Here is an 11,693-nt window from a genome sequence, read left to right on the forward strand (position 1 = left end):
GGTGTCAACGCCGAGCCCGACGCGACTGTTCCGCGGCGTCGGTCAGCCGAGGATCTCCATGAGCCAGTGCTCCTTCTTCTTCGGCTTGCGGTACCGGTCGCCCCGATACTTGTCGTCCCGGTACCGGTCGTCGGGGCGCTCGTAGCCGAACGTGCGGTCGTCGTCGCGGTGCGCGACGCGGGGAGCCGTCGGGGGAGCGGGAGCGGGGGCGATGTCGGTGGCGACGCGATCGAGGATCTTGTCGAGCTCGCCGCGGTCGAGCCACACGCCTCGGCACTCGGGGCAGTAGTCGATCTCGACGCCGGACCGCTCGCTCATGGTCAACGTGGCACCGTCAGTGGGGCACTTCATGGTGGAACCTCCTGCCGGGCACAACGTCCGGGAGGTGGTGTCGGTTCCCGCGCCGCTGCGGCCGGCGAGACCGGGGAAGAGCGACGTGGCTCCGAGCGATGCTCGGAGCCACGTCGGTGGTACACCCCCTCGGACTCGAACCGAGAACCCATTGATTAAGAGTCAATTGCTCTGCCAATTGAGCTAGAGGTGCGCGCGAGGAAGTACATTACCAGCCGTCCTCGGCGTGACGAAATCAGGGGCGACGGCCCAGCATCTCGAGCAGCGCGTGGGCGGCGTTGTGGCCTCCGATGCCGCTGACCGCGCCGCCTCGTCGTGCGCCGCTGCCGCACAGCAGCACCCGGTCGTGCGCCGTCGCCACGCCCCACCGCTGCGCCGGGGAGTCCGCCGGCTCGTCGTCCTCGAGCCACGGCCAGGCGAGGTCGCCGTGGAAGATGTGCCCGCCCGGCATCGCGAGCGCGACCTCGACGTCGGCCGGGGTCTTCACCTCGACGCCCAGGACCAGCGGCTCCAGCGGCTCGGCCAGGTGGGCGTCGATCGCGGTCAGGAACCGGCGGTACTCGCGCTCGGCCGCGCCGTCGTCGAGCAGGTTCTCGTAGGGCGTGTGCAGCCCGAAGTAGGTGAGCGTCTGGGCCTCGGACGCGGCGAGCTCGGGGCCGAGGATCGAACGGTCGGTGAGCGTGTGGCAGTAGAGCTCGCCGGACGCGAACGGCTGCTCGCCGTGCGACGCCGCGACGTGCAGCGCCTCCACCTGGCTCATGGCCTCGTCGACGTGGAAGGTCCCCGCGAACGCGATCCGCGGGTCGTCGCCCGAGCGCAGTCGGGGGAGGCGGGACACGAGCAGGTTGATCTTGAGCTGCGAGCCCGAGGGATGGTGCCGAGGGGGTTCGTCGTCAGGCTGGGGCACGAGGTCGTGGAGCGCCGACGGTGCAATGCCGCTGAGGACCCAGCCGGCCCTGACGAGGAAGGCGCCGTCGCCGTCGTCGCCCTCGACCGCCACCCAGTGGTCCTCGTCACCGACGGAGGGGTCCGGGCCCCACGGCGTCACGGCGTCCACCTCCGCGCCGGTCATGAACCGGACTCCGGCGGCCCGGGCCGCCCGCTCGAGCTCTCCTGTGACGGCACCCATGCCGCCGACGGGCACCCGCCACTCACCCGTGCCGTTGCCCACCAGGTGGTAGAGGAAGCAGCGGTTCTGCGCGAGCGACGGGTCGTGCAGCGACGCGAACGTGCCGATGAGACCGTCGGTGCCCACGACGCCGCGCACGAGGTCGTCGTCGAAGCGCCGCTCGAGAGCGACCCCGAGCGGCTGCTCGACGACGTCGGTCCAGACCTGCTGGTCGACGACCGGACCGAGGTCGGCGCGCCGGGGGAGGGGCCGCAGGAAGGTCGGGGCCACGGCGTCGGCCAGCATCGCCACCTCGGCGTAGAACTCCTGCCACGCCTCGAAGGCGTCGTCGGAGCCGGTCAGCTCCCGGAACGAGGCACGCGTGGCGTCGCCCTCGCCGGTCTCGACCAGGAGTCCCCGGGCCTCGCCGTCGCGCTCGTACGGCGTGTACGAGGCGGTGTCGCGCGAGCGCAGCTCCAGCCGCAGGCCCAGGTCGTCGACGAGCGCCTGCGGCATGAGGCTGACGAGGTAGGAGTACCGCGACAGGCGGGCGTCGTGCTCGGGGAACGTCTGCGCGCTGACCGCCGCGCCGCCCACGTCGTCGAGACGCTCGAGCAGCAGCACGTCGAGCCCGGCACGGGCCAGGTAGGTTGCGGCGACGAGGGCGTTGTGCCCGCCGCCGACGATCGCGACCTCAGCGGTGACCTGGCGCTGGGCCTTCCCGTCGCCAGTCGTCGCGTACCAACCGCTGCCTGGTCGGCCGAACCATCTGCTCACCATGCACCAAGCCTGCCAGTCCGGTGGACCCCTGGGCAGGTCAGCGGTGCGGGAAGCCCTTGCCCTGGTCGATCTGCCGTCGCACCTCGCGCAGGGCCCGTGCGACCTCGGGGTCGGTCTCCTCGTGCCGCCGCGACCGTCCGAGCAGGTCGGTCTGGTGCTGCAGCACGAGCCAGACGACCACGAGCGCCGCCACGACCACGCCGGTCAGGATCCACCACCACATGCTGCGACCGTACGGGAGTGCCGCCCGGAGCGGAACCGTTGCGCGGTCCGACCGGACTGGCGGGCAGCGCACCGGGTTCCTAGGGTGTCCGGATGACCTCGGGGGAGAACATGGATCAGCCCACTCCTGGCCAGCCGACGCCTGACCAGCCCGCCTCGGACGGGTCCGGCAGGACCGGGCTCGAGCCTGCAGCGCGCTGGAAGCTGATCGGGCCCGGCATCGTCGTCGCAGGCACCGGCGTGGGAGCCGGTGACCTCGTCGCCACGCTGTCGGCCGGGGCGAAGTTCGGCTACGCGCTGCTGTGGGCCGTCGTGCTCGGGACCGTCTTCAAGATCGCGCTCGTGGAGGGGGCCGGTCGCTACGTGCTGGCCTCGGGCCGCACGATCTTCCAGGGCTGGCGCTCGCTCGGCCGCTGGACGAGCTGGTACTTCGGGCCGTACATCGTCATCTGGGGCCTCGTGTACGGCGCGACTGCCATGTCGTCGTCGGCGCTGCCGCTCGTGGCGCTGTTCCCGGACGGGCCGGACCTCAAGGTTTGGGCGATCGGCATGGGTCTCCTCGGGTTCGCGGTCGTGTGGCTGGGTCGCTACGGGTTCGTCGAGAAGCTCATGGCGATCTTCGTCGGCATCATGTTCGTCACGGTGGTCGGGGCGGCGGTGCTGGCCACGCCGAACCTGCCCGACATGCTCCCCGGCCTGGTGCCCACGATCCCCGACGGCGCGCTCGTCAACACGCTCGCCGTCGCCGGCGGCGTGGGCGGCACCATCACGTTGGCCGCCTACGGGTACTGGTTGCGGGAGAAGGGCTGGGCGTCCTCGGGCTGGATGAGGGTCATGCGGCTCGACAACGGCGTGGCCTACGCCGTGACCGGGGTGTTCGTCGTGGCCATGCTCATCGTGGGTGCCGAGCTGCTCTACAGCGCCAACATCGCCCTCGCCACGGGCGACAAGGCCCTGGTGGACCTCTCCGACGTGCTCGACGAGCGGTACGGCGAGGTGTTCGGCAAGGTCTTCCTGCTCGGCTTCTGGGCGTCGTCGTTCTCGTCGCTCATCGGGGTGTGGAACGGCGTGAGCCTCATGTTCGCCGACTACCTCGGCACGTCGCGCGGGCTGGCCAAGGACGACCCGCGGATGCTCTCGGGCGGCTCGTACTACAGGGCCTACGTCCTGTGGCTCACGTTCCCGCCCATGGCGCTGCTGTTCCTCAACGAGCCGGTCGGGATCATCCTGGCGTACGGCGTGCTGGGCGCGATCTTCATGCCGTTCCTCGCCATCACGCTCCTCGGGCTGCTGAACTCCGACCGCACGCCCCGGGAGTGGCGCAACGGCGTCACCGGCAACGTGGCGCTGGGCGCCTGCGCCCTGCTGTTCCTGGCCGTGGGCGCGAACGAGCTCTACAAGGCCGTCACCGGGGTGTTCTGAGCGGTCGGCACCGACCCTGGCAGCAGGTCAGCCCTGGCAGAACAGCTGGCCGTACGGCCCGTTCGTCGTCCGCTGCTCGGTGACCTTGCCGTCGACGGTGATGGTGCAGGTCATGCTCACGCTGGCCGGCCCCGCCTGCAGGAACATCTGGGCGTAGTCCGGGCGGCCGTAGACGCGGGTGCTGAGCGACCACGACCGGCCGACCCCCCGCACGGTACCGCTCGGGCGGTCCCGGCTGGTGGGGATGTTGTAGCCGACCACGCCGATCGGGTCGGAGGACCGGACGCTCAGGGTGATGCGATGGGCGCGGACGTTCAGGACGCCGCCCGACCCGGACAGGCCGGCCGGTTCCTGGCCCCGCACGACCGACGGTCGCACGAGGCCGGAGGTGGAGTCGGCGGCCTCCGCCGCGGTGGTCATGGACGGCGACGAGGTGGGCCTGGGCACCGACGGGGTGCTCCCGTCCGGTCCTGCGGCCCCCGGACCACCGGCAGGTCCGTCGCCGGAGCCGCCCGGCAGCGGGACGACGAGGGCCACCAGCACGAGCAGCGCGGCGACGACGGCCGCGGCGGCGACGGGGTGGCGTCGAACGAGGTCCATGGTCAGGACAACGACGACGCGGCGCCGGGGTTAGGCGAGGCCGGCCGCCGCTCGGGACGCGCGCGTCAGGTGTCCCTGATTGACTGGAGTCATGCGCCCCGTACCCCTGTCGCCCCACACCCGTCAGACCGCGCTCGACGCGATGGAGCAGCAACCGCTCGACGTCCTGGTGATCGGCGGTGGCGTGGTGGGTGCCGGGTCGGCACTCGACGCGGCGACCCGGGGCCTCTCGGTCGGTCTCGTGGAGGCGCGCGACTTCGCGTCGGGCACGTCGAGCCGCTCCAGCAAGCTCATGCACGGCGGGCTCCGCTACCTCGAGATGCTCGACTTCCGGCTCGTCGCCGAGGCCCTGAAGGAGCGTGGGCTCAACCTGCAGAAGCTGGCACCGCACCTGGTCCGCGAGGTGGCGTTCCTCTACCCGCTGCAGCACCGCGGGTGGGAGCGCTTCTACGCCGGCTCGGGCGTGGCGTTGTACGACGCCATGAGCAAGGCGTCCGGCTACGGCAAGGGTGTGCCGCTGCACCGCCACCACACCCGCCGCGGCGCGCGCAAGATCTTCCCCGGCCTGCGCAAGGATGCGCTCGTGGGCGCCCTGCGCTACTACGACGCCCAGGTCGACGACGCCCGGCACACCATGTTCCTGGCCCGCACCGCCACGGCCTACGGCGCGCACGTGGCCAGCCGCACCCGCGTCGTCGACCTGATCCGCGAGGGCGGGCGGGTCACCGGAGCCCGGCTCAAGGACCTGGAGTCCGGCCGTGAGCTCGACGTCCGTGCCGCCGTCGTGATCAACGCCACCGGTGTCTGGACCGACGAGACGCAGGGCATGGCGGCCGAGCGCGGGCAGTTCCACGTGCGCGCGTCCAAGGGCATCCACCTCGTGGTCCCGCGCGACCGCATCCGCGGCGAGGGCGGCCTGATCCTGCGCACCGAGAAGTCGGTGCTCTTCGTCATCCCGTGGGGACGGCACTGGGTGATCGGCACCACCGACACCGACTGGGACCTCTCGAAGGACCACCCTGCGGCGAGCCGCAGCGACATCGACTACCTGCTCGAGCACGTCAACACGGTGCTCGTGGAGCCGCTCACGCACGCCGACGTCGAGGGCGTCTACGCCGGGCTGCGGCCGCTGCTGGCCGGGGAGTCCGACGCCACCAGCAAGCTGTCGCGCGAGCACGCGGTCTCCACCAGCACCAAGGGCCTCGTGGTCATCGCCGGCGGCAAGTACACGACCTACCGCATCATGGCCAAGGACGCCGTCGACGCCGCCGTGCACGGCATGACCCACCAGCTCGACCGCAACGTTCCGGGCTCCTGCACGGAGGACGTGCCCCTCCTCGGCGCCGACGGCTACGAGGCGCTGTGGAACCAGCGGCACCGCCTCGCCGAGGACAGCGGCCTGAACGTCGGCCGCATCGAGCACCTGCTGCACCGGTACGGATCGCTGGTGGTCGAGGTCCTCGACCTCGTGGCCACCGATCCGTCGCTCGGCGAGCCGCTGACCGGCGCCGACGACTACCTGCGCGCCGAGGTCGTCTACGGCACCACCCACGAGGGCTCGCGCCACCTCGACGACATCATCGCCCGACGTACCCGCATCTCCATCGAGACCTTCGACCGTGGCACCGAGGTCGCCCGCGAGGTGGCGTCGCTCATGGGCGACGCGCTCGGCTGGACCGACGACCAGCGCGAGCTCGAGGTCGAGCACTACCTCAAGCGGGTCGCCGCCGAGCGGGAGTCCCAGACGATGCCCGACGACGAGACCGCGGACGCCGCACGCATGGGTGCGGCCGACGTCGTGCCGGTCGCCACGGCCGAGGGCGGGGGAGCGGGCCCAGGAGCGGACACGGCGTCGTGATGCACGATCCGCCGCCGGGGGCTCTCGACGGCCTGGATCTCGCCGACGACCCCGACGCGGGTCCGTCTCCCCTCCTGCGCACGCTCGTCCCCGTGGTGGCGACGCTGGTCCTGGTCGCGCTCGCGGTCGGTGGGTTCGCGCTGATCTCGCACCTCACGAAGGACGTGCGCACCGAGACCGGCAGCATCGACCTCGGCGACGCACGCCAGCTCGCTCTCCAGGTGCCCTCGGCCGACGTGCGCGTCGTGCAGGGCGACGTGGCGTCGCCGACCTACTCGGCCCGGGTCACGAGCGGCCTGCTCGACACCGACTTCGCCCTGGGACGCCGCGGGAGCGTGGTCCAGGTCGTGGCCGACTGCCGGGCGTGGCTGAGCCCGGGCTGCGGTGTCGACCTGACGATCACGGTGCCGGAGGGTCTGCAGGTCGACGTCGTCGGCGGGAGCGGCGACGTCGAGGTGGCCGGTCTCACCGCCGGCGTCGTCACGATCCGCGCGAGCGAGGGCGACGTCGACCTCGACGGCCTGGGTGTCCAGGACCTGACCGTGACCACCGGGTCGGGTGACGTCGAGGCCACCTTCGCCGAGCAGCCGTTCGCGGTGAAGGTGACCACGGGCAGCGGCGACGTCGACCTCGGCCTGCCCGACGGGGACCGGCCCTACGAGGTGGAGGCGACGTCGAGCAGTGGCGACGTCGAGGGGGTCGGCGCCGGAGCCGGAGCCGACGGAGCCCCGGCCGGGGACGGCGACGTGCAGGAGGGGGCGCGCCTCGTGCTCGTGCGCAGCGACTCCGGCGACGTGGAGATCGACCGCGGGCCCTGACACGGCCCCGAACATGACGACGCCCCCACCGCGAGCGGTGGGGGCGTCGTGCGTCTCGTCGTGGTGACGAGAAGGAATCAGACGGGGCGGATGTTGGCCGCCTGCAGGCCCTTCTGGCCCTGCTCGACGTCGAACTCGACCTTCTGGTTCTCCTCGAGCGAACGGTAGCCGTTCGCCTGGATGGCGCTGAAGTGAGCGAAGACGTCCTCGCCGCCCTCGTCGGGAGCGATGAAGCCGAAGCCCTTGTCAGCGTTGAACCACTTGACGGTTCCAGTAGCCATAATGTTTCTCCTTGCGGTGGTGCGCATACGCGTGTCGTATGCGACGGGGGTGTCGCGACGCGCATCAACCGGGAGAAGCGGAGCATCCGGGGGAACCCGGGTGCTCGATCTTTCTGGCACAACCAACGTCTACAACTGCTGACCAGCCTACACGGTGCCCGAGCCGATGACGAAGCCCCCGGACCGGGCGGGTCCGGGGGCTTCGTTCGACGGGGTGGACGACGGGACTTGAACCCGCGGCCACCGGCACCACAAGCCGGTGCTCTACCAACTGAGCTACGCCCACCATGCGCGGCGGAACCCCGCCACGGCGTGGACGATCATAGCCCACGGTCGTGGGGGTCCTGGACGGTGGCCCGTCAGGAGTCGGACGGGCCCAACGTCGGCTTCTCGGTGATCTGCGTGGCGACGGTGCGAGCGGTGTCGGAGTCGGGCCCGGGGTCGGGCACGAAGACGGTGCGTCGGTAGTAGCGCAGCTCGTCGATGCTGTCGGCGATGTCCTCGAGGGCGCGGTGGTGGCCGGCCTTCGGGGGAGCGGCGAAGTAGGCCCGGGGGAACCACTGGCGCGCCAGCTCCTTGATGGAGGAGACGTCGACGACCCGGTAGTGCAGGAAGCCCTCGAGCTCGGTCATGTCGCGGGCGAGGAAGGCGCGGTCGGTGCCGATGGTGTTGCCGGCGAGGGGTGCCTTGCGGGGCTCCTTCACGAACTGGCGCACGTAGTCGAGCACCTGCTCCTCGGCGTCGCGCAGCGTCGTCCCGGCGTCGAGCTCGGTGATGAGTCCCGACGCGGTGTGCATGCGGGTGACGACCTCGTTCATCTGCTCGAGCGCCTTCGCCGGCGGCTTGATCACCAGGTCCACGCCGTCGCCGAGCACGTTGAGCTCGTAGTCGGTGACCAGGGCCGCGACCTCGACGAGGGCGTCGTCCTCGAGGGAGAGTCCGGTCATCTCGCAGTCGATCCACACCAGCTTGTCGTTCACGCCTGGCACCTTAGGCCATGGCGCGGGGCCGACGAGGCCGCCGGGCACGGGACCACGGCGGGTAGCCTTCCGGGGAACCGAGGGGACGCGACGATCGTTGTGCCCCACGACAGGCGGACCGCCCCTGCTTCCGCCGTGCCCCACGACGCCGCACAGGAGCCAGACCACGTGAGCAACGACCGCAAGCAGCGAGCCGAGCAGATGCGCAAGGAGCGCGAGAAGGCCGAGAAGCGCCAGCGCAACGTCATCACGGTGGCCATCGTGGTCGTCGTGATCGCGCTGGTGGCCGTCGGTGGCTACGCCATCAAGACGACGTCGGACCAGAACGCCAAGAACACCGACCTGGTCGCGCCCAAGAACGCCACCGAGGACTACGGCATCGTCTACGACACCGCCGCGGCAGGTGGTGAGGCGACCGCCGACGCCGAGCCGGTCGAGGTGGAGCTGTACGAGGACTTCCAGTGCCCCGCCTGCCGTTCCTTCGAGCAGGCGTCCGGCGCCTTCCTCAAGCAGCAGGTCGAGTCCGGTGCCATCACGATCGTCTACCGCCCCTTCTCGTTCCTCGACGGCCAGAGCCTGAACGAGTACTCCTCGCGCTCGACCAACGCGGCGATCTGTGCCCTCGACTCCGGAGGCGTCGAGGACTACGTGGCCGTGCACGACTACCTCTACGCCAACCAGCCCGACGAGGGCACCGCCGGCCCCGAGAACTCGGCCCTGGTCGAGGCGCTCGACGGCCTCGGCATCACGGGTGTCGAGCAGTGCGTCAAGACGGAGAAGTTCGTCCCGTGGATCGAGAAGGCCAAGGAGACGGCACAGGACGGCGACCGTGAGGTCAGCGGCACCCCGACCGTCTACGTCGGCGGCAAGAAGGTCGAGGACGTCAGCCCGGCCGGTCTGCAGCAGGCCATCACCTCCGCTGCCTGACTCCGCTCGTCCCGAAGGGCCCCGCACCTCGTGCGGGGCCCTTCGTGCGTCACGCGACGGCGATCCCGGCCGCTGCGGCCAGGACGCACGCGCACGCCGTGCCCGCGGCGTGGGCGACGGCAGCACCTCCGCGCCCGCGCAGGGCGAGCCGCGCGGAGTCCAGGCTCGCGGTGCTGAAGGTGGTGTAGCCGCCCAGGAAGCCGGTGGCGACCACCGTCTGGGTGAGGCCCGACGCCGAGCCGACCACGACGCCGATGGCGAACGAGCCGGTCAGGTTGACCAGCACGACGCCCCAGGGGAGTCGCGACCCGAGTCGCCCGGTCACGACGGCGTCGACGACGAACCTCGCGGCGGAGCCGAGCCCGCCGGCGAGTGCGATGAGCAGCGTGGTCACGGTCGCCACCCCCGTCCTCGACCGGCCCGTCCTCGACCGGCCCGTCCTCGACCGGCCTGCCCCCGAGCGGCCCTTCTCCTGCGCCACGTCCGCCCCGCCGCCACGCCCAGGACGGAAGCCGCGAAGCCGCCTGCCACCGTCGCGAGGGCGTAGGAGAGCGCGAGTGCCGGCTCCCCGGTCGCGACCAGTCGTTCCGTCTCGAGGGCGAAGGCGCTGTAGGTGGTGAAGCCACCGAGGAAGCCGGTCCCGAGGAGCAGGCGCAGGTCCCGACGGCGGCCGTGGTCGGCCCCGGGGCGGGTGAGCAGCTCGAGCAGGAGGCCGAGGGCGAAGGCGCCGACCACGTTCGCCGCAAGGGTGCCGACCGGGAGGCGGTCGACGGAGCCGAGCGCGACCTGGACGCCGTGGCGTGCGGCCGACCCGGCCGCGCCGCCCAGCGCCACCAGCGCGACGAGCGACGGTCGCAGGTGCGCCGGTCGCGGCGCGGCACCCGCGGTGCGCGGATCGGCGACGTCGAGATCGGGATCGTCGGGGATCTCGGGGAATGCGGACATACCTCTCCTGTCGTCGGACAGGAAACCATCAGCCACGGTCGGCGGTTCGGAGCACGTGGCCCCCGGCGGGATCCATCGCCGCACCGAAGTCTAGCCACCGCGGGCAGCCGAGGGCCGGCGCGAACGGCGGCGCTCCTGCGGTAGAACGGGAGCATGGACGTCAGTCGGCTGGTGCTCGGCACCATGTACTTCGGCACCCGGACCGACGAGCGGACCTCTCGGGCGCTCCTCGACCGCTTCGTCGACGCCGGGGGGACCACCCTCGACACCGCGAACTGCTACTCGTTCTGGTCCGACGCGTCGGGTCACGGCGGGCAGAGCGAGGAGACGCTCGGTCGGTGGCTCGCCGCCGACGGCTCCCGGCGTGACCGGGTTCAGCTGGCCACGAAGGTGGGGGTGGAGCCGCTCGACCACCCGCGCCCCGACGGCGCCACGGTCGAGGGGCTGTCGGCCGACGTCGTGCGGGCCGGCTGCGAGGCGAGCCTGCGTCGGCTCGGGGTCGACGTGATCGACCTGTACTGGGCGCACGGCGAGGACCGGGGAACGCCGCTGGAGGAGTCGGTCGAGGCGTTCGGCGCCCTCGTGCAGGCCGGGTCGGTCCGACGGCTCGGGGTCTCCAACCACCCGACGTGGCGGGTGGAGCGCGGGCGTTCGATCGCGCTGGACCGCGGGCTCGAGCCCTGGACGGCGCTCCAGCTGACCACGTCGTACCTGCATCCCCGGCCCGGTGCCGCGGTGGAGGGCAAGGACCACCGCTTCGGCTTCGTGACCGACGAGACGATCGACTACGTCGCCGAGCACCCCGACGTGGAGCTGTGGGCGTACTCGCCGCTCGTCCAGGGTGCGTACGACCGCGCCGACCGTCCGTTCCCGGAGCCGTACGAGCACCCGGGCTCCACCCGGCGGCTGGCGGTGCTGGACGAGGTCGCAGCCGACCACGGCGTGCCCCGCTCGGTGGTCGTGCTCGCCTGGCTGCTGGCCTCACGGCCGCAGATCCGCCCCATCGTCGGGGTGAGCGGGGTCGAGCAGCTCGACTCCGCCCTCCGCGTCGCCGACGTCGACCTCACGCCCGACGAGCTCACCGCCCTCGACGCACCGGCCTGAGCCCCCGTCGGTGCCTGAGCAACGTCAGGAGGCGTTCTGCGGCTGCGGATCCACCGTCAGGGGGTGAGTGCCCCCGGCAGGAATCGAACCTGCGACCCGAAGATTAGAAGGCTTCTGCTCTATCCGACTGAGCTACGGGGGCCGAGGACCAGCGTAGTGGCCGCGACGGCGCTGCGTTTCGGAGCACCGCGGCCCACCACGCGCTCGGATCCGGGCGCTGGTGCCCCGATGCACGGGGAAGGCCGGAGGACGGCCTGCGTGGCAGAGGGCGGGGGAGGACCGGTTCGCCTAGGCTCC

General features: G+C 71.8%; 13 protein-coding genes and 3 tRNA genes. 5 read left to right on the forward strand and 11 right to left on the reverse strand.

Annotated features, from left to right (window positions below):
- Nucleotides 1-42 precede the first annotated feature (42 nt).
- The 4 genes from ASF37_RS10720 to ASF37_RS10735 form a co-directional block, all read right to left on the reverse strand.
- Nucleotides 43-351, reverse strand: coding sequence for a zf-TFIIB domain-containing protein (locus tag ASF37_RS10720; protein WP_055964851.1), 309 nt, complete (start codon nucleotides 349-351; stop codon nucleotides 43-45).
- A 117-nt stretch (nucleotides 352-468) separates the two neighbouring features.
- Nucleotides 469-544 (reverse strand) — tRNA-Lys (locus ASF37_RS10725).
- A 42-nt stretch (nucleotides 545-586) separates the two neighbouring features.
- On the reverse strand, nucleotides 587-2,239 hold the full coding sequence (locus ASF37_RS10730) for an NAD(P)/FAD-dependent oxidoreductase (RefSeq protein ID WP_082506473.1): 1,653 nt from the start codon (nucleotides 2,237-2,239) through the stop codon (nucleotides 587-589).
- Nucleotides 2,240-2,276: 37 nt separating this feature from the next.
- Complete coding sequence (locus ASF37_RS10735; protein ID WP_056580321.1) at nucleotides 2,277-2,462, reverse strand: hypothetical protein; 186 nt, start codon at nucleotides 2,460-2,462, stop codon at nucleotides 2,277-2,279.
- Between the two features lie 92 nt (nucleotides 2,463-2,554).
- On the opposite strand from ASF37_RS10735, the gene ASF37_RS10740 reads away from it, so the two are divergent.
- On the forward strand, nucleotides 2,555-3,883 hold the full coding sequence (locus tag ASF37_RS10740; protein WP_235499980.1) for an Nramp family divalent metal transporter: 1,329 nt from the start codon (nucleotides 2,555-2,557) through the stop codon (nucleotides 3,881-3,883).
- 27 nt (nucleotides 3,884-3,910) lie between these two features.
- Here ASF37_RS10740 and ASF37_RS10745 read toward each other — a convergent pair whose 3' ends face one another.
- A complete protein-coding gene (locus ASF37_RS10745) occupies nucleotides 3,911-4,483 on the reverse strand; it encodes a hypothetical protein (protein ID WP_055964860.1) in 573 nt (190 codons plus the stop codon).
- A 91-nt stretch (nucleotides 4,484-4,574) separates the two neighbouring features.
- Here ASF37_RS10745 and ASF37_RS10750 point away from each other — a divergent pair, with 91 nt between their 5' ends.
- Nucleotides 4,575-6,341 carry a glycerol-3-phosphate dehydrogenase/oxidase gene (locus ASF37_RS10750; RefSeq protein WP_056580325.1) on the forward strand — a complete coding sequence of 589 codons (1,767 nt, stop codon included), beginning with the start codon at nucleotides 4,575-4,577 and terminating at the stop codon, nucleotides 6,339-6,341.
- The gene (locus ASF37_RS10755) at nucleotides 6,341-7,159 is read left to right on the forward strand and encodes a DUF4097 family beta strand repeat-containing protein (RefSeq protein ID WP_056553117.1); all 819 of its coding nucleotides are present in this window, start codon (nucleotides 6,341-6,343) and stop codon (nucleotides 7,157-7,159) included. The genes ASF37_RS10750 and ASF37_RS10755 overlap by 1 nt, the downstream gene beginning before the upstream one ends.
- A gap of 77 nt (nucleotides 7,160-7,236) precedes the next feature.
- Here ASF37_RS10755 and ASF37_RS10760 read toward each other — a convergent pair whose 3' ends face one another.
- The 3 genes from ASF37_RS10760 to orn all read right to left on the reverse strand — a co-directional run bounded on the left by ASF37_RS10760 (nucleotide 7,237) and on the right by orn (nucleotide 8,420).
- Nucleotides 7,237-7,440, reverse strand: a complete 204-nt coding sequence (locus ASF37_RS10760; protein WP_055964870.1) for a cold-shock protein — start codon at nucleotides 7,438-7,440, stop codon at nucleotides 7,237-7,239.
- 213 nt (nucleotides 7,441-7,653) lie between these two features.
- A tRNA-His gene (locus tag ASF37_RS10765) sits at nucleotides 7,654-7,726 on the reverse strand.
- Between the two features lie 73 nt (nucleotides 7,727-7,799).
- Nucleotides 7,800-8,420, reverse strand: a complete 621-nt coding sequence (gene orn / locus ASF37_RS10770) for an oligoribonuclease (RefSeq protein WP_055964872.1) — start codon at nucleotides 8,418-8,420, stop codon at nucleotides 7,800-7,802.
- A 168-nt stretch (nucleotides 8,421-8,588) separates the two neighbouring features.
- Here orn and ASF37_RS10775 point away from each other — a divergent pair, with 168 nt between their 5' ends.
- Nucleotides 8,589-9,347 carry a thioredoxin domain-containing protein gene (locus tag ASF37_RS10775; RefSeq protein ID WP_055964876.1) on the forward strand — a complete coding sequence of 253 codons (759 nt, stop codon included), beginning with the start codon at nucleotides 8,589-8,591 and terminating at the stop codon, nucleotides 9,345-9,347.
- Between the two features lie 49 nt (nucleotides 9,348-9,396).
- Here the strand turns inward: ASF37_RS10775 and ASF37_RS10780 are convergent, their stop codons facing one another.
- Both ASF37_RS10780 and crcB read right to left on the reverse strand, forming a co-directional pair.
- A complete protein-coding gene (locus tag ASF37_RS10780) occupies nucleotides 9,397-9,741 on the reverse strand; it encodes a CrcB family protein (RefSeq protein ID WP_055966326.1) in 345 nt (114 codons plus the stop codon).
- Nucleotides 9,738-10,292, reverse strand: a complete 555-nt coding sequence (crcB, locus tag ASF37_RS10785; RefSeq protein ID WP_055964877.1) for a fluoride efflux transporter CrcB — start codon at nucleotides 10,290-10,292, stop codon at nucleotides 9,738-9,740. Before crcB ends, ASF37_RS10780 begins: the two co-directional genes overlap by 4 nt.
- A gap of 153 nt (nucleotides 10,293-10,445) precedes the next feature.
- On the opposite strand from crcB, the gene ASF37_RS10790 reads away from it, so the two are divergent.
- Nucleotides 10,446-11,396 (forward strand): aldo/keto reductase, encoded by a 951-nt coding sequence (locus ASF37_RS10790; protein WP_056580329.1) that lies wholly within the window; start codon nucleotides 10,446-10,448, stop codon nucleotides 11,394-11,396.
- Between the two features lie 68 nt (nucleotides 11,397-11,464).
- On the opposite strand, the gene ASF37_RS10795 is transcribed toward ASF37_RS10790, so the two are convergent.
- Nucleotides 11,465-11,538 (reverse strand) — tRNA-Arg (locus ASF37_RS10795).
- Between the last annotated feature and the right edge of the window lie 155 nt (nucleotides 11,539-11,693).

It is taken from the genome of Aeromicrobium sp. Leaf289 (assembly GCF_001423335.1).
Taxonomy (GTDB): Bacteria; Actinomycetota; Actinomycetes; order Propionibacteriales; family Nocardioidaceae; genus Aeromicrobium.

Bases quoted from the DNA above. Each gene is read 5' to 3' on its own strand.
- ASF37_RS10790 (WP_056580329.1), top strand. From the start codon at position 10,446: ATGGACGTCAGTCGGCTGGTGCTCGGCACCATGTACTTCGGCACCCGG.
- ASF37_RS10735 (WP_056580321.1), bottom strand. From the start codon at position 2,462: ATGTGGTGGTGGATCCTGACCGGCGTGGTCGTGGCGGCGCTCGTGGTC.
- ASF37_RS10740 (WP_235499980.1), top strand. From the start codon at position 2,555: ATGACCTCGGGGGAGAACATGGATCAGCCCACTCCTGGCCAGCCGACG.
- ASF37_RS10750 (WP_056580325.1), top strand. From the start codon at position 4,575: ATGCGCCCCGTACCCCTGTCGCCCCACACCCGTCAGACCGCGCTCGAC.
- ASF37_RS10745 (WP_055964860.1), bottom strand. From the start codon at position 4,483: ATGGACCTCGTTCGACGCCACCCCGTCGCCGCCGCGGCCGTCGTCGCC.
- ASF37_RS10730 (WP_082506473.1), bottom strand. From the start codon at position 2,239: ATGGTGAGCAGATGGTTCGGCCGACCAGGCAGCGGTTGGTACGCGACG.
- ASF37_RS10760 (WP_055964870.1), bottom strand. From the start codon at position 7,440: ATGGCTACTGGAACCGTCAAGTGGTTCAACGCTGACAAGGGCTTCGGC.
- ASF37_RS10720 (WP_055964851.1), bottom strand. From the start codon at position 351: ATGAAGTGCCCCACTGACGGTGCCACGTTGACCATGAGCGAGCGGTCC.
- crcB (WP_055964877.1), bottom strand. From the start codon at position 10,292: ATGTCCGCATTCCCCGAGATCCCCGACGATCCCGATCTCGACGTCGCC.
- ASF37_RS10755 (WP_056553117.1), top strand. From the start codon at position 6,341: ATGCACGATCCGCCGCCGGGGGCTCTCGACGGCCTGGATCTCGCCGAC.